Origin of the sequence: Marinospirillum alkalitolerans, from assembly GCF_045055655.1 — a bacterium.
Classification (GTDB): domain Bacteria; phylum Pseudomonadota; class Gammaproteobacteria; order Pseudomonadales; family Halomonadaceae; genus Marinospirillum; species Marinospirillum alkalitolerans.
This window is the reverse complement of sequence record NZ_JBANFI010000006.1, coordinates 127512-143640: the sequence shown is the minus strand read 5'-3', so window position 1 is coordinate 143640 and position 16129 is coordinate 127512. Positions and strand designations below refer to the sequence as shown.

Sequence of the window (16129 nt, the reverse complement as noted above, 5' to 3'; positions counted from 1 at the left end):
ATTTTATTAGTGGGCTTGCCTTTTCAATCAAAGACAAGAAAATAGCGCTATGGCCCTCAAACCCTTCTCTGATCAGCCTTTGGCTCTTCATTTGCTAAAACTCTAACCTGCATGCAGATTATTGAGTCAAGCATGCCCGTTAACTCTCTAGCTTTTTCGCTAACCTCTTGATATAAAAAACTTTTTCTTTGAAAACACAAGCAAAACAGGTTGTTTTTCGTGCGGCAATTCTAAGGAAGAAAAAATAAGCTGTACAAAAGAACAGTTTGAGCTGGGCACGCTACCGCCCCAAGATGGCAAAAAAAGTCTTTTCGCATCCTGCGAGCGGGGTTCATCCTATAAGGCACGTTTTATCAAAGATGTGCGGCAGATGCAATAAGACCTTTTCTTATTGATCAGCAACTTAGGCAGGCAGAGTAAGCCTGCCCCCACGCTAAATAGGCCGGCCCGTTAATCAGGATACCCGTGCCTTTTAGGTGGGCTAAGTGCTTAAGGTGCAGTCGATCAAGCATCAAGAGGAGTGATCATGGCGCAAGACGAGTCTTTTTTTAGTCGTTTACCTTTTATAACGGATTTTCAACACGTCTTTCAGCATGAAGCCTACCATCCTCTTCCAGAGGACTGGTGGTTAGTGATCACGGATATTCGCAACTCAACCCAAGCGGTTGCAGCAGGGCGTTATCGAGAAGTCAACTCGCTGGCAGGCTGCACTGTAGCAGCTCTACTCAATGCTCTCCGCCCTTTAGAGATCCCCTATGTTTTTGGTGGCGATGGTGCCAGTTTTTGCATTCCTCCCAGCCATGTTGAAGTCGTGCGCGATGTTTTGGCCGGCTGTCAGCATCTGGCTGAGCATTATTTTGGCCTTTCGATGCGTGCCAGCCTTTTGCCTTATCGCGAGATCAGTTCCAGCGCGTCTTTAGCGGTTTGCCGTTATCAGCAAGCGCAGCATCTTCAACAAACTTTTTTTAGTGGTCAGGGCCTGCTGGTAGCTGAGGCGTTGATCAAAGAGTCAGATCAATGGGCGGTGCCTCAAGGTGCAGATCTTAGCACTGCTGATTTTTCAGGCTTTGAGTGTCGCTGGCAGGCGATCCCGAGCCCAAAGGAATGGATGGTCAGCTGTATTGTGGCCGCGCGGACACCGGACACCAAGCAGCGCTTGGATCTTTATCAGCAGTTGATCCACAAGATGGATGTTTTGGCCCACACCCTCCCCTTTGATGCTTCAGGGCTAGAACTCACACTCGATCCCTCTCAGCTACGTAGCGAGACACTGGTGCGCACGGCTTCGGGAGCAAACGCAACCTGGTCTGCGTTCAAGTTGCGCCTTGAAACCCTGCTTGGCAAGGTGATGATGTTGCTCAAGCTTCACCTCGGCGGAGTGCATTGGGGTGAATATAAGCAAGAGACACGCGCCAATACTGACTTCCGCAAGCTGGATGGGTACTATCGCTGTATTTTTGCCGCTGATGAAAATGAACTTGCACCACTCAAAGCTTGGCTAGAGGAGCAAAAAATGGCGGGTCGACTTTTTTATGGCTTGCACTTAAGCCATGCCGCTCAGCTCACCTGCTTGATTAGCGAAAGCCGTCAACGTCATGTGCATTTTATTGATGGCTGCCAAGGCGGCTATGCACTAGCGGCGCAGGCACTGAAAGCACAAGAGGCCGCTATGGTCCTTCAACGCTGATTTTCTGTTAAGCTCGTCTTCTTTTTCTTCTGCATCCTGTGGTGTCCTTGTTGAACTCTGCCTCTTTTGACTTTTGGCGCACACCTTGGTGGCGCATGCTGTGGATTGGCGCCCTTGGCGGCAGTCTATTTCACTGGCTGCATCTACCCTTAGCCTGGATGCTTGGCCCGCTGCTGGCCAATCTCATCGCCAGTCAACTGGGTTGTGCTGTGGGTTTGCATCCCAAGGTGCGCAGTTTTTTCTTGGGTATTCTTGGCTTAATTTTGGGTGGGCAGGCGTCTCAAGAGACGCTGATGCAGGTGAGCCAATGGCCCGCGAGTCTGGGGCTACTGTGCCTAGGCGTGACTGTGATGATTATCGTCGTCGCCAGCTATTTTCGTTGGATTGCTGGGATGGATCGTGCCAGCTCGTGGTTTTCTGCGGTGCCTGGCGCGATGACGGCGATGATTATGATGGGTGGGCAGGCAGGTGGCGATGAACGCCAAATTGCTCTGGCTCACGCGTTGCGCTTAACCTTCGTTATTCTGCTCGTCCCTGCATTGCTGTGGGCTTGGATGCCGGCCGCCACTTTGTCTCACCAACCCATGCTGTCTCAGCAACCCGCTCAGATGGAAGCGATGCATCTCTGGCTTCTGTTGGGTGTCTGGCCAGCTTGGCAGCTGGGTCAGCGCTTGCGTTTTCCTACCCCTGAACTCACCGGCCCTTTAGCCTGGTCTTTAACTTGGGCTTTACTGGGCTTTCCCTTTCAGAGCCCTTGGCTACTCACCTCAGTGACGCTACTGGTGCTCGGCGCTTCGATTGGCGCCCGTTTTTATGGCACGCCGTGGCAAAGTATGGTGTGGATCGCCAAACACGCTTTAGCTGCGTCCTTACTGGGTCTCACTGTCGCCGCCATCAGTGCGTGGATCATGCATTGGTGGCTGGACGTTCCGCTGATCACGGCGATGTTGACCATGACACCCGGCGGCGTGGGTGAAATGGCCATGATGGCTTTGGCCTTGGGGATCGATCCTGTTTTTGTCGCCGCGCATCATCTTTTTCGCATCCTCGCCCTAATGCTGTTGATTCCGCTACTCGCGCCTTGGTGGCGTACGCCTGCAGCCCCTTGATTCTAGGCTGGCCTATTCATACTGTTCCAAAAACGCGTCTATAAGCTGACACACCCACGTCGGGCATTCCTGATGCACCGCATGAGAAGCGAAAGGCAGATTGGCAAAATGGGCGCTAGGTAAACGTTTTTTTAACTGTACCGCCTCATCTAAAGTAAATAGAAAATCGCTCTCTCCACGCAGAATCAGCACCGGACAGGTGATCTTGGTCACCGACTCGTCTGGGTAACCCTGAGCCGAGGTATCCAGCCACACTCTTTTCACAGCATCGACCAAGGCAGGGAAGTCAGGCTGAGGATGAGTAGACTGATAATCGGCAACAGCTTGAGGAAAGCGAGCTTGCCAAGTCGCTGCAGTGAGCCCCTCGAGTAAGGGGCGCGCTGGATCAGTATCCTGCAAACGCCATTGCGCCCCTAAAGTGATGAGGCTATCTACCTGCTGCACAGCGGCGCTCGCAAGCCGATAACCAACAATGCCGCCATCACTGAAACCGATCACAGAATAATGCTCGACACCAAGATGCTTCAGCACACACTCAACATCGTGTTGATAAGCAGCATAGCTGCTCGGCTGAGGTCCTAAAGTCGATAAGCCATGACCAGAAAAGTCCAAGCTGATCACACGATAGCGCTCTGCTAGGTGATCGGCTAAAGGCTGCATTTCATTCAAGCACCCTAGCCCCCCATGCAGTAAAAGCAAAGTCTTGCCTTGCCCGATAACCTGATAGTGGATGCGATGCGTACCCTGCTCAAGAAAAAGACTGTTTTTCATCTACTTCACCTTATAAACCAATAGAACACAGTGAGCCTAAAAAAACTAAGCTTGCCTACAAGGTCAAGATACTAAACTCATACTGGATAAAAAACCAGTGCTTGCGAATTAATGCAGTAACGCAGGCCGGTGGGCGCGGGCCCATCAGGAAAAACATGGCCTTGATGGCCTGAGCAGCGGGCACAGCGGACTTCAACACGCTGCATGCCATAACGATGATCCGCCACTTGATGCAAACGATTGGCGGCGAGCGGCTGAGTAAAGCTGGGCCAACCTGTACCTGAATCAAACTTATGCGCCGCATCAAAGAGCGCAAGATCACACAGCGCACAGTGATAGGTGCCAGGGCCAGATTTGGCTAAATAGCCGCCACAAAAAGGCGCTTCTGTGCCTTCATGGAGCAGGATATGGCGCTGTTCTTCGGTCAGTTTCAGCGCCAGTTGATCACGCTCTTCAGGGCTGATGGGGGTCACATCATCGGGACGCAGGGAGAAAGACATAGATTAGACCTTATCTGAATCAGGGGATGAGGAATCAGCTTCTTGCTGCAAGCGACCGCTACAGGCTTCGCTGGCTTGTGTGAACCAGGCAGCGAGTTGTGCGGCTTCGCCTTCGAGCGTCAGTTGAACCTGCTGCTGATAATCAACTTGGATTGTGAGATCATACTGCTCCGCCAAGCGACGTAAAAGGGATTCATGCTCAAAACCTGCGCGATAACTGCGCGTTTCGAGCTGACGAATCGGGACCAAAGGCGCATCGTTGAGGGCCTGACTCACCGCCTGACTATAAGCCCGCACCAGACCGCCAGCGCCAAGCTTAATCCCACCAAAATAGCGCACCACACTGGCCAGCACCCCTTCCAGCTCCTTATGCTGCAGCACATTCAGCATCGGAGCGGCGGCTGTACCTGAGGGTTCACCATCATCGGATAAACGAGCCTGACCTTGCAGCAGCAGCGCGAAACACACATGGCGCGCCTCTGGGTGCTGCGCGCGCAGCAGGGCAATCTCCTGTTGTGCCTGCGCCAAGCTATTCACCGGCTGCACACAGCCGATAAAGCGAGATTTTTTGATGTCCAAATGACTCGTGACTGGTTCAGCCAAAGTCCATGCCATGCGTGACTCCCAAGCCCCTCTCCTGCGACGGATTGTATCGAGATCAGGGGCGAACAAATTAGATAACGGTATATCCGTGATGCGTCAGCAACTGGTAGACAGCTTCGAGCGGCAGACCAACAACATTGGTATAGCTACCCTGAATCTGCTCGATAAAAGCAGCCGCCTGACCTTGGATTGCGTAGCCTCCTGCCTTGTCTTGATACTCCTGCGTCGCGATATAGGCTTCTATTTCTGCTGGGTCAAGGGCTCGCATCTTGACCTGCGTGGTGACAAGACAGTGGCTCGTCTGCTGGGCTGTTTTGAGCACCACGCAGGTTTGTACTTGATGCTCGCGCCCAGCAAGGCGCGTCAGAAAGCCAGCGGCTTCTTCTGGACTGGCAGGCTTACTCAGAGCTTGTCCATCGAGCACGACTTCTGTATCGGCGGCAAGAAGCGGCCAGGCTTGCTGGGCCGGTGTCAGGCGCTGCCAGCTGGCTTCGGCCTTGGCTTGAGCAAGACGCAACACACGGACACTGGCCGCTTCACCTTCGATTAGGCTTTCATCTATCTCTGCCGGTTGAATCATCAACTGCAGCGCGGGTTGCAACTGGAGTAAAAGCTGCTGGCGACGGGGCGAGGCCGAGGCCAGGATGATGTGAGTCAGCCGTTGGGGCATGGGCGAGTTCTCTACAGGTCAAATCAAGATCACAACACAGGAAAAAACAAAGGCCCCGCAAGGCCTTTGTTGTGATGCAGTGGCACGCAGCGCAGCGCTTAGTCCTGCGGCATGGCCAAAGGTTCAGGAGAAACGATGATCCCGTTATTGTCCGCGTAAACATAATCGCCTGGAACAAAGGTCACGCCGCCAAAAGACACAGCAACTTGGTATTCGCCCACGCCTTTTTTCTCTGATTTTTTGGGATGGGTGCCCAGTGCTTGCACACCCAGATCCAGATCCGCGATCACATCGACATCACGGATGCAGCCATACATGATCACGCCTTCCCAGCCGTTTTGTACAGCCTTCTCTGCCAGCATATCGCCAAGCATCGCGCAGCGGAAAGAACCACCGGCATCAACAACCATGACCTTGCCTTCACCTGGCTTTTCAACTTCTTCTTTGACCAGCGAGTTGTCCTCAAAGCACTTGATGGTGACGATCTCGCCACCAAAAGAGCCACGGCCACCGAGGTTGCTAAACAGCGGCTCGACGACTTCAACAAGATCTGGGTAGGCATCGCATAAATCCGGCGTTACATAGTGCATATCAAACTCCTTCATTGGATAAAAATAGAACAAGGCTCAAACCACTTTTTCGCCCTATTCAGCCGCATCATTCGCCAGGTTAAACCAGGTGTCTAGCACCGCATCTGGGTTCAAAGAAACCGAGTCGATCCCCTGCTCCATCAACCAGCGTGCCAGATCGGGATGGTCTGATGGGCCTTGACCGCAAATACCGACATACTTGCCTTGTTTTTTACAGGCTTGAATCGCCATCGACAGCAGGCGCTTCACGGCGGGATTTCGCTCATCAAACAGATGCGCCACGATGCCTGAATCACGATCCAGACCAAGCGTGAGCTGCGTCAAATCGTTCGAGCCAATCGAGAAGCCATCAAAGTACTCGAGGAACTCTTCTGCCAGCAAGGCATTGGCAGGCAGCTCACACATCATGATCAGCTTCAAGCCGTTTTCGCCACGCACCAGCCCCTTGGCCTCAAGCAGTTCAGAAACACCCTTGGCTTCGCCGACAGTGCGCACAAAGGGCACCATGATCTCGACATTATTGAGCCCCATCACATCACGCACCTTCTTCAGAGCGCGACATTCAAGCTCAAAGCAATCTTGGAACTTCTCTGAGATATAGCGTGAAGCGCCACGAAAGCCGAGCATCGGGTTTTCTTCTGCTGGCTCATAGAGCTTACCGCCGATCAGGTTCTCGTATTCGTTGGATTTAAAATCAGACAAGCGCACGATCACCCGCTTAGGCCAGAAGGCCGCCGCAAGACTGGCAATCCCCTCAACCAGCTTCTCGACATAGAAATCGACAGGGCCTTGATACCCCTGAATACGCGCCGAGATGGTTTTTTGCAAATCACTCGGCAGACTATCGAATTCAAGCAGGGCTTTCGGATGCACGCCGATCATGCGATTAATGATGAACTCCAAGCGTGCCAGACCCACCCCCTCATTCGGGAGGGCTGCAAAACCAAAGGCACGATCTGGATTGCCGACATTCATCATGATTTTGAAAGGCAGTTGCGGCATGGCATCAATGCTATTGGTCAGCAATTCATAATCAAGAATGCCAGCATAGATAAAGCCGGTATCGCCTTCGGCACAGGAGACAGTCACAGGGCTGCCATCTTCGAGCACTTCGGTGGCATCACCACAACCAACCACCGCAGGAATACCCAGCTCACGCGCGATAATCGCGGCATGGCAGGTGCGGCCACCGCGATTGGTGACGATGGCCGAAGCCTTTTTCATCACTGGCTCCCAGTCGGGATCGGTCATATCGGTGACCAGTACATCGCCAGCTTCGACCTTATCCATTTCGTGTGGGCCGGCCACAATGCGCACCTTGCCTGCACCTATACGCTGACCAATGGCACGACCTTCCACCAGCACCTGCCCTTGTTCCTTGAGCAAAAAGCGCTCCATCACATTGCTGGCATCGCGACTTTTGACGGTTTCAGGACGCGCCTGAACGATATACAGCTGACCATCATCACCATCCTTCGCCCACTCAATATCCATCGGACGCTGATAGTGCTGCTCGATAATCATGGCCTGGCGCGCCAGCTGCATGATTTCGTCATCGCTGAGCGAGAAGCGTTGGCGCTCGGCCAAAGGCACTTCGACGGTTTTCACTGAGTGGCCAGCGCTGGTGGTATCGCCATAGATCATCTTGATCAGCTTGCTACCGAGATTGCGGCGCAAAATAGCAGGGCGGCCAGCTTCCAGCGTGGGTTTATGGACATAGAACTCATCGGGATTGACGGCCCCTTGTACCACGGTTTCACCCAAACCATAGGCGCTGGTGACAAACACCGCATCACGAAAACCCGATTCAGTATCGAGGGTAAACATCACCCCAGCCGCGCCAGTTTCTGAGCGCACCATCTTTTGGATGCCGGCCGACAGCGCGACCTGAGCATGATCAAAACCCTGATGGACACGATAGGAGATGGCACGATCATTAAACAAAGAGGCGAAAACCTCATGTACGGCCTGCTTGACTTGCGCCAGCCCTTGAATATTGAGGAAGGTTTCTTGTTGACCGGCAAAGGAGGCATCGGGCAGGTCTTCTGCGGTGGCGGATGAGCGAACCGCAACTTTGAGATCTGGGTACTGGCTTTCCAGATGGGCATAGGCCTCGGCCAGCGCACTTTCCAAAGCCTCAGGGAAGGGAGTCTCGATAATCCAGCGACGTATCTGCGCGCCTGTTGTGGCCAGCGCTTTGACATCATCCACATCGAGCTGGGCTAAAGCCTGGTTGATGCGCTCAGCTAAGCCATCATGTTGTAAAAAATCGCGGTAGGCCTGAGCTGTCGTGGCAAAACCACCCGGAACCTGAACACCGACAGCACCCAGATGACTAATCATCTCGCCCAGAGAGGCATTTTTTCCACCAACACGTTCGACATCCTGCATACCCAGGTGATCAAACCACAGAATATGCGCATTATTCATCGCTGTTGCACTCAAGACCTGTCTCCCATTGAAATGCGGCTCAATAGCATAAAAAAGCAAATCTAGGCACAATACGGCCAGAATTCACTTTTCACATGGATAGAGCTGAGGTTGCTCGTCTGTGTGCCATCATAACATGTTTTGTATTGAGAATAGGATGCACCCATGCCAAACAAGCGTACTGCCTTTTTCATTTCGGATGGCACCGGGATCACCGCTGAAGCCTTGGGCCGCAGTCTACTGGCCCAGTTTGAAGCGATTCAGTTTGAGATGATCACCAAGCCTTATGTCAATACAGAAGAAAAAGCCTTGCAGCTGGTGGCGCTGATCAATCAGACCTGTGTCGATGAGCAGCAAAGACCCCTGCTGATCGATACCATCGTGGACCAGAAAATCCGCCGCATCATCAACACCAGCCAAGCCTTAAATATTGATGTCTTCTCTACTTTTTTAGCGCCTTTGGAAGAAGAACTGCAAACCCATTCCACCTACTCGGTGGGTAAAAATCACGCACTCACCAAGGAAAAAGAAGACACCTATAAAGCGCGGATTGATTCGGTCCACTTTGCCTTGGATAATGATGACGGCGCACGCACCCACCACTATGACAAGGCCGACTTGATTCTGGTTGGCGTCTCACGCTGTGGCAAAACCCCCACCTGTATTTATATGGCACTGCAATTTGGTATTAAAGCGGCCAACTATCCGATTACTGAGGATGATCTGCTGGATAGCGAGCTGCCCAAGGCCCTGCGTCCTTATCGCCATAAGCTGTTTGGCCTGACAATTGAGCCTGAGCGTCTGGCCTCGATCCGGCATGAGCGCCGCCCCAATAGCCACTATGCCTCACTCAAGGTCTGCCAACGCGAAGTGCAGGAGGTTGAAAGTCTCTATCAACGCCACAATATTGACTATATTGACTCCACCCACTACTCGATCGAGGAGATTTCAACTCGCATTCTCGCTCAAGCAGGGATAGAAAGGCGTTTTCGCCCGAGTATCTAAGGGCGTTGCAATCAGGACTAACCCACTCGCACTCAGGTTGATGATGATGAAATTTAGCTATAGCAACACCACGCAGATTTTTTTTGGTGAAGGACAGATCGCACAACTCAGTCGCTGCTTGCCTGAAGACAAAAAAGTGCTGCTGCTCTATGGCGGTGGCTCGATCAAGAAAAACGGGGTGTATGAACAGGTGGCTCAGGCCCTAGAAGGCCGTCAATGGGGTGAGTTTTCTGGCATTGAACCCAATCCGCAATATGACACACTGATGCGCGCGGTCGAGAAGATCAAACAAGAAGGTTTTGATTACCTGCTGGCCGTTGGTGGTGGATCGGTCGCTGATGGCGCTAAGTTTATTGCCGCTGCGGCCTGCTTTACAGGCGAAGACCCTTGGCAGATTTTAACGCAAGGCGCAACGGTGCATCAGGCGCTGCCGCTTGGCTGTATTCTGACGCTCCCGGCCACGGGTTCTGAAACCAATACCAATTCGGTGGTCAACCGTGGTCATGAAAAGCGCGGTTTCTCCTCATCCAAGGTGCGCCCTGAGTTTGCTATTCTCGATCCGGCCACCACGCTGAGCCTGCCGCTGCACTATTCCATCAATGGTGTCGTGGATGCCTATGTGCATGTGATGGAGCAGTATTTAACCTACCCAGTCAATGCCAAGGTGCAAGATCGCTTTGCTGAAGGTCTGCTGCTGACGCTGATCGAGGAAGGCCCCAAACTCCTGACTACACCCGATGATCTTGAAGTGCGCGCCAATATCATGTGGGCCGCCACCCAAGCCCTGAACGGCCTCTTGGGTGTTGGTGTTCCCCAAGACTGGGCTACCCATATGATCGGCCATGAACTGACTGGTCTTTATGGTGTCGATCATGCCCGCAGCCTGAGCATGGTTTTGCCCGCGCTGATGGATTATTGCCGCCAGGACAAGCGCGCGAAGCTGCTGCAATATGCTGAGCGTGTTTGGCAGCTGAGAGAAGGCAGCGAGGAAGAGCGCATTCAAAGCGCCATCCGCTTGACCGCTGATTTCTTCCACCGCCTGGGAGCACCGATTCATCTGAGTGAGGTGGATCTAGGCGCTGAAGCCATCGATGCCGTGATCGAACAGCTCGAAGCCCATCAGATGTTCCCACTGGGTGAGCAGGGTAAGCTCGGCGCAGAAGAAGTGCGTGCACTGCTCAAGCGCGCGCTCTAGCCCATCGCCGCCATAGATAAAAACAGCCTCATCATGAGGCTGTTTTTTTATTCGTGATCCTTCGCAACGCCGCTATTAACGCGCCAAGCGCTTGAGGGCAGCGCGAATCAGATCCGAAGTGCCCTCCACTTCTTCGGCCACCGCTTTGATCACCTGCGCGGCATCCGCTGGCTTATAACCCAAGGCGACCAAAGCGGCCTCAGCCTCCATCTGCGGGTCCAGACTCAGCGAAGGGCTGGTGCCAACGGCTGTCGCTGAGGGCGTATCCACTGAAGCAGACCAAGCCTTCAGGCGATCTTTGAGATCCAACAAAAGGCGCTCTGCGGTTTTTTTGCCGATACCAGGAACCCGCGTTAAGGTGGCCACATCCTGCTGCTGCACCGCACGCAACAGCGCATTCAGACTCAGCGAAGACAGCAACGCCAGAGCCACCTTGGGGCCAATGCCGCTGACTTTAATCAGCTCACGAAACAACTGGCGCTCGGCCAACTGCATAAATCCATACAGGAGCTGCGCATCTTCACGCACCAGATGGTGAATCCACAGCGTCAACGGCTGGTCTAACTCTGGCAGCTGCGCAAACACCGACAAGGGTAGCTCGACCTCATAGCCCACACCCTGCACATCCAACAGCGCCCAAGAAGGCTGCTTTTCAATCAATCGACCTTGCAAACGCCCTATCATTGACTGTCCTTTCTGTTTATCTTGTGATCTTCATCGCGCTGATCTTCGACCGATAAGAAAACCGGCAGATGCAAATGCCAGCGGATCGCAGCCAAGCGCAACCCCAGCACCACACTCATCGCGACCAGTGTATTAAAGGTTTCCCAGTGATCTGGCAAAAACCAGGTCAGATTGACATAAACAAATGCCCCAGCAAAAACGGCGGTGGCATAGATTTCCTTCTCAAAAATCATTGGCTTCACCGCGGTGAGGACATCGCGCACGATACCACCAAAGACGCCGGTCATCACCCCTGTCACCACAGCAATCAGCGGCGAATGGCCCAAACTCAGCGCCACATTGGCACCAATAATGGTGAAGACCGCTAAGCCTATCGCATCGGCAATCTGTATCGCTTGATGTGGAAAGCGTAAGCGACGGGCGGAAGCAAAGACCAGCACCGAGGTGGTCACGGTAATCCAGATATACAGATTATCCTGCACCCAAAAAACCGGCAGTCGCCCAAGAATTAAATCACGCAGCGTGCCGCCACCGATGGCCGTCACCGTACCCACCACGATCACACCAAACAAATCCAAACGGCGTTGGGCCGCCGCCAGTACACCGGCCGCCGCAAAGACGACCGTGCCAAAAAGATCGAGAATCAGAATAAACAACGGGAGATCAAAGTTCATGAAGTGCATTTCCACAGGACACAAAGGCGAGCATTCTACTGGACCTGATCGCCACTGGATACTGATCGAAGGTCGAGCGGAACACTAAACCCCCTTATGGCGCTGCGGATCATAATCACGCCAACGACTCCCCCCACGCCCCTTGGCTTGCAGCTGCCCTGATAAGGCCAGCAAACCTGAAGAGGTATAGCCGTGGCATAGGGCAATCGCCAGCGCATCAGCAGCATCAGCCTGAGGTGTCGCAGAAAGCTTCAGTAGATGCACAACCATCTGCTGCACCTGGGTTTTATCTGCTGCACCACTGCCGGTGACCGCCAGCTTGACCTCCTTGGCAGAATACTCATGCACCGCAAAACCGTGATTGGCTAAACAGACGAGCGCGGCGCCGCGGGCCTGCCCCAGCTTGAGCGCAGAATCGGCATTTTTAGCCATAAAGACCTGCTCAATGGCTACTTGATCTGGACGATACTGGGCGATCAATTCGCTGATTGAGGCATAGATCTGCGCCAGCTTCTGCGCCAGTGTCTCCCCCTGCAAGCGAATACAGCCACTGGCATGATAACTCAAACGCCCCTGCTCGGCCTGCACCAAGCCGTAACCTGTAATGCGCGAGCCTGGATCGATCCCAAGAATCAGCGCCATGCTGAATCTGCTCGCTGCAGATCATGCCACGACGGGGCTTGCAGATTTGGACTTTTCATCTTTCTCTCAACAATCAGCATTTTAACAAGGTGCTCTTCACCATCCCTCGGTCAAAAAAAAGCCCAACCCCGAAGGGCTGGGCCGACATCCTGCTACCAAAGAGCTTATTCCGCTTCGGTATTGGCCTTCACCCGCAGGCGCAAGCTGAGTTCTTTCAACTGCGCGGGGCTGACTTCACCGGGCGCTTCTGTCATCACACAGGCGGCAGACTGGGTTTTCGGGAAGGCAATCACTTCACGAATCGATTTGGCACCGGTCATCAGCATCATCAGACGGTCCAGACCAAAGGCCAGACCACCGTGGGGCGGTGCACCAAACTTCAACGCATCCAGCAGGAAGCCAAACTTCTCACGCTGCTCTTCTGCACTGATTCCCAGCACACGGAAAACCGCCTGCTGCATAGCTTGATGATGGATACGGATCGAACCACCACCTAACTCTGTTCCATTCAGCACCATGTCATAGGCGCGCGAGAGCTGTTCAGCAGGGTTGGCTTCTAACTCTTCTGGCGTACACTTGGGCGCAGTAAAGGGGTGATGCAGCGCGCTGAGGCTGCCATCGCTGTTTTCTTCAAACATGGGGAAATCAACAACCCACAGCGGTGCCCATTCGCAGGTGTAGAGGTTCAGATCTTCACCCAGCTTGCAACGCAGCGCGCCGAGGGCTTCGTTCACGATCTTGGTCTTATCGGCACCGAAGAAGATGATATCGCCATCTTCTGCACCAACACGATCCAGCAACTGATCGATGATGCCTTCCATAAACTTCACAATCGGGGATTGCAGGCCATCTAGACCATCTGCACGCTTGTTGACTTTAATCCACGCCAAGCCACGCGCACCATAGATACCAACAAACTTGGTGTAGTCATCAATCTGCTTGCGCGACAACTCAGCACCACCTTTGATCTTCAGCGCTGCCACACGGCCTTTGGGATCTGTGGCGGGGCCAGAGAAGACCTTGAAGTCAACATTGGCCATCAAATCACCGACATCCACCAGCTCAAGCGGGATACGCAGATCTGGCTTATCCGAGCCATAACGATCCATGGCTTCAGAGTAAGGCATGTGCGGGAAGTCACCCAGATCCACACCCAGCGAGCCTTGGAAGATCTGACGAATCATGCCTTCAGCCGCACCCATGATATCGGCCTCATCGACAAATGAAGCTTCCATATCGATCTGGGTAAATTCTGGCTGACGATCAGCACGCAGGTCTTCATCACGGAAACACTTGGCAATTTGATAGTAGCGATCAAAACCGGCCACCATCAGCAGCTGCTTAAAGAGCTGTGGCGACTGAGGCAAGGCAAAGAAATGACCTTCATGCGTCCGGCTCGGCACCAGATAATCACGCGCACCTTCTGGTGTGGCCCGTGTCAAAATCGGCGTTTCGATATCCAAAAAGCCTTGTTCTTCAAGGAAGTTACGGATTTGGTGGGTCACGCGTGAACGAAAACGCAGCTTTTCTGCCATATCTGGACGACGCAGATCCACATAGCGATACTTCAGGCGCACATCTTCGCCGACCTTGCCGTGCTCATCGAGCATAAAAGGAGGTGTTTCGGCGGTATTGAGCACTTCAACTTCCTTGGCCAGCACTTCAATCTCACCAGTTGGCATGTTCAGATTAACTGTGCCTTCTGGACGACGACGTACCAAGCCACGGATTTTCAGTACATATTCACTGCGTGAACGATCTGCACGCGCAAAGGCTTCTTCGGTATCCGGGTCAACCACCACCTGCGCTAAACCATTACGATCACGCATATCGAGGAAGATCACCCCTCCATGATCGCGGCGGCGGTGTACCCAACCGCAGAGAAGGACTTCTTGATCGAGGTGACTGGTGTTTAAATCACCACAGTAATGGCTTCGCATAGATAATTCCTGTTTTCTAAGGTCAATGTAAAAATCAGTGAAGGTGACAACAGCCACCTGGGACGGTGATCAGGTCAGGGAAAGGCCCCTGCAACAAAAACAGGGCTACGCGCCCTGTTTTCACCCCCTGGCAGTCTTAACTTGCCGCTGGGCAAGAGGCACAGGCAGCATTGGATGACCCAGCCGAGCTGGATTCAGCCACATTCTTTTTGTTACCACTTTTGAAATCAGTTTCATACCAGCCACCACCAGCTAGACGAAAACCCGCTGCCGAGACTTGGCGCGCTAGGGTGTCCTTGCCACACTCAGGGCAGCGTGTTGGGCCTGCCTCACTCATTTTATGCATCACTTCAAGCTGATGATCACAAGCCTGGCACTGATATTCGTAAATTGGCATGATGTAAGCCTCTTATCTCTGTTACTGCTCTATCCAAAAAGACCAATCAATTGAGAAGTTGATCACAAGGATCAACCCTCTTACAGTCGGGGCAAGGCCATCTCATTTCAAGGGGCGCATTATAGCCTAGTCCGTGAGCTTGTCACCAGAGGCCTGCGAAGGCGATGGCCTACGAGCAGGGGGCTGTTCAAGCTTATGCCACAGGCGCTCAACCAGCGGTTTATGCACCAAGGTGCAACGATAAAGATGGATTTCTAGCGGAATCACCCAATGCGGCCCACCGCAGATCACCAACTGCCCCTCGGCCAGCTCGCGCTCAATGCTAAGCCGAGGCACCCAGGCAACACCCAGACCTTCTAACGCCATACCTTTGATACCTTCAGCCATGGCGGTTTCATAGACGGTTTTAAACTGCAATCCCACTGGCTTTTGGCGTAGCAAAATCCGCAAGGAGCGCTCTAAAAAAGCCCCTTGGGTATAGGCCAGAAGGGGCAGCTCCTGCTCATCTGAAGCATCCAGATCAAAACAGGGCTGGCCTTGGGCATCGCGCGCGCAGACCGGCAGCATTTCGGTACACCCCATCCGCTGCGACGGAAAATGCTCTTGATCCAACTGGAGACTGCCCAAGGGGTCATGGTAGGCGAGCATTAAATCACAGCGGCCTTCGCGCAGCGCATGGGTGGCCTCACCCACATTCATCGCCGTCATCCGTGAGTTGATCGGCCCCGCCACCTGCTGTAAGCGACGCACCAGCTGCGGAAAGAAATTAAAAGCCAGCGAGTGGGCGACAGTAAACTCCAACAGCTGGCCGGCCTCAGCATCCAACCCGCGCAAATGACGCAAGGCCTCCCCGAGCTGTTCCACCACATTGCGCGCGGTAATTAAAAACAGCTGCCCATCGGCGGTGAGCTCCAATGGCGACTGAGTGCGGTCAACCAAGGTCACACCCACCGAGCGCTCTAACGATTGAATCCGTCGACTAAATGCCGGTTGAGTGACGTAACGTCGCTTGGCCGCCTGAGAAAAACTCCGTGTAGCCGCCAGGGCCACAAAATCCTCTAACCACTTGACTTCCAGATTCACACTGCAATCCTCACGACCAGGCACAAGGGCTGAGACAACAGACCACAGGATGCCTGCGACAAAAAGGCGACATTTTAACTGAAATAAATGCAAAAAGATTGGTCATACTCAGCCGAACCGATGATAAAACAGCTATCTTGTTATAGTAT

The 16129-nt window shown here is 53.3% G+C and carries 16 protein-coding genes; 4 read left to right on the top strand and 12 right to left on the bottom strand.

What is annotated here, in order from left to right:
- The first annotated feature begins 526 nt into the window (after positions 1-526).
- Together V6U78_RS10890 and V6U78_RS10885 are read left to right on the top strand one after the other, a co-directional pair.
- A complete protein-coding gene (locus V6U78_RS10890; RefSeq protein ID WP_405340551.1) occupies positions 527-1687 on the top strand; it encodes a DUF3095 family protein in 1161 nt (386 codons plus the stop codon).
- 95 nt (positions 1688-1782) lie between these two features.
- Positions 1783-2796 carry an AbrB family transcriptional regulator gene (locus V6U78_RS10885; protein WP_405340548.1) on the top strand — a complete coding sequence of 338 codons (1014 nt, stop codon included), beginning with the start codon at positions 1783-1785 and terminating at the stop codon, positions 2794-2796.
- Between the two features lie 12 nt (positions 2797-2808).
- On the opposite strand, the gene V6U78_RS10880 is transcribed toward V6U78_RS10885, so the two are convergent.
- The 6 genes from V6U78_RS10880 to ppsA all read right to left on the bottom strand — a co-directional run bounded on the left by V6U78_RS10880 (position 2809) and on the right by ppsA (position 8360).
- A complete protein-coding gene (locus tag V6U78_RS10880; protein ID WP_405340545.1) occupies positions 2809-3567 on the bottom strand; it encodes an alpha/beta fold hydrolase in 759 nt (252 codons plus the stop codon).
- Between the two features lie 77 nt (positions 3568-3644).
- A complete protein-coding gene (msrB, locus tag V6U78_RS10875; RefSeq protein WP_405340542.1) occupies positions 3645-4067 on the bottom strand; it encodes a peptide-methionine (R)-S-oxide reductase MsrB in 423 nt (140 codons plus the stop codon).
- A gap of 3 nt (positions 4068-4070) precedes the next feature.
- Positions 4071-4682 carry an IMPACT family protein gene (locus tag V6U78_RS10870; RefSeq protein WP_405340539.1) on the bottom strand — a complete coding sequence of 204 codons (612 nt, stop codon included), beginning with the start codon at positions 4680-4682 and terminating at the stop codon, positions 4071-4073.
- Between the two features lie 58 nt (positions 4683-4740).
- Complete coding sequence (locus V6U78_RS10865) at positions 4741-5340, bottom strand: Maf family protein (RefSeq protein ID WP_405340536.1); 600 nt, start codon at positions 5338-5340, stop codon at positions 4741-4743.
- A 98-nt stretch (positions 5341-5438) separates the two neighbouring features.
- Positions 5439-5930, bottom strand: coding sequence for a ribonuclease E activity regulator RraA (rraA, locus tag V6U78_RS10860; RefSeq protein WP_405340533.1), 492 nt, complete (start codon positions 5928-5930; stop codon positions 5439-5441).
- A gap of 54 nt (positions 5931-5984) precedes the next feature.
- Positions 5985-8360 carry a phosphoenolpyruvate synthase gene (ppsA, locus tag V6U78_RS10855; RefSeq protein WP_405340566.1) on the bottom strand — a complete coding sequence of 792 codons (2376 nt, stop codon included), beginning with the start codon at positions 8358-8360 and terminating at the stop codon, positions 5985-5987.
- Between the two features lie 165 nt (positions 8361-8525).
- Between ppsA and ppsR the strand changes: the two genes are divergently transcribed.
- Both ppsR and V6U78_RS10845 read left to right on the top strand, forming a co-directional pair.
- Positions 8526-9365 carry a posphoenolpyruvate synthetase regulatory kinase/phosphorylase PpsR gene (gene ppsR, locus V6U78_RS10850; RefSeq protein WP_405340530.1) on the top strand — a complete coding sequence of 280 codons (840 nt, stop codon included), beginning with the start codon at positions 8526-8528 and terminating at the stop codon, positions 9363-9365.
- A 43-nt stretch (positions 9366-9408) separates the two neighbouring features.
- Positions 9409-10560 carry an iron-containing alcohol dehydrogenase gene (locus V6U78_RS10845; protein ID WP_405340527.1) on the top strand — a complete coding sequence of 384 codons (1152 nt, stop codon included), beginning with the start codon at positions 9409-9411 and terminating at the stop codon, positions 10558-10560.
- 75 nt (positions 10561-10635) lie between these two features.
- On the opposite strand, the gene ruvA is transcribed toward V6U78_RS10845, so the two are convergent.
- The 6 genes from ruvA to V6U78_RS10815 form a co-directional block, all read right to left on the bottom strand.
- The gene (gene ruvA, locus V6U78_RS10840; protein WP_405340524.1) at positions 10636-11244 is read right to left on the bottom strand and encodes a Holliday junction branch migration protein RuvA; all 609 of its coding nucleotides are present in this window, start codon (positions 11242-11244) and stop codon (positions 10636-10638) included.
- Positions 11241-11918, bottom strand: a complete 678-nt coding sequence (locus V6U78_RS10835; protein WP_405340521.1) for a trimeric intracellular cation channel family protein — start codon at positions 11916-11918, stop codon at positions 11241-11243. Before V6U78_RS10835 ends, ruvA begins: the two co-directional genes overlap by 4 nt.
- An 84-nt stretch (positions 11919-12002) precedes the next feature.
- Positions 12003-12560 carry a crossover junction endodeoxyribonuclease RuvC gene (ruvC, locus tag V6U78_RS10830; protein WP_405340518.1) on the bottom strand — a complete coding sequence of 186 codons (558 nt, stop codon included), beginning with the start codon at positions 12558-12560 and terminating at the stop codon, positions 12003-12005.
- A 164-nt stretch (positions 12561-12724) separates the two neighbouring features.
- Positions 12725-14500: an aspartate--tRNA ligase gene (gene aspS, locus V6U78_RS10825; RefSeq protein WP_405340515.1), complete on the bottom strand. Its 1776-nt coding sequence runs from the start codon at positions 14498-14500 to the stop codon at positions 12725-12727.
- A 136-nt stretch (positions 14501-14636) separates the two neighbouring features.
- Entirely contained in the window at positions 14637-14897 is a 261-nt protein-coding gene (locus V6U78_RS10820) for an FmdB family zinc ribbon protein (RefSeq protein WP_405340512.1), read from the bottom strand.
- Positions 14898-15023: 126 nt separating this feature from the next.
- Positions 15024-15980 (bottom strand): LysR substrate-binding domain-containing protein, encoded by a 957-nt coding sequence (locus V6U78_RS10815; protein ID WP_405340509.1) that lies wholly within the window; start codon positions 15978-15980, stop codon positions 15024-15026.
- Positions 15981-16129 lie beyond the last annotated feature (149 nt).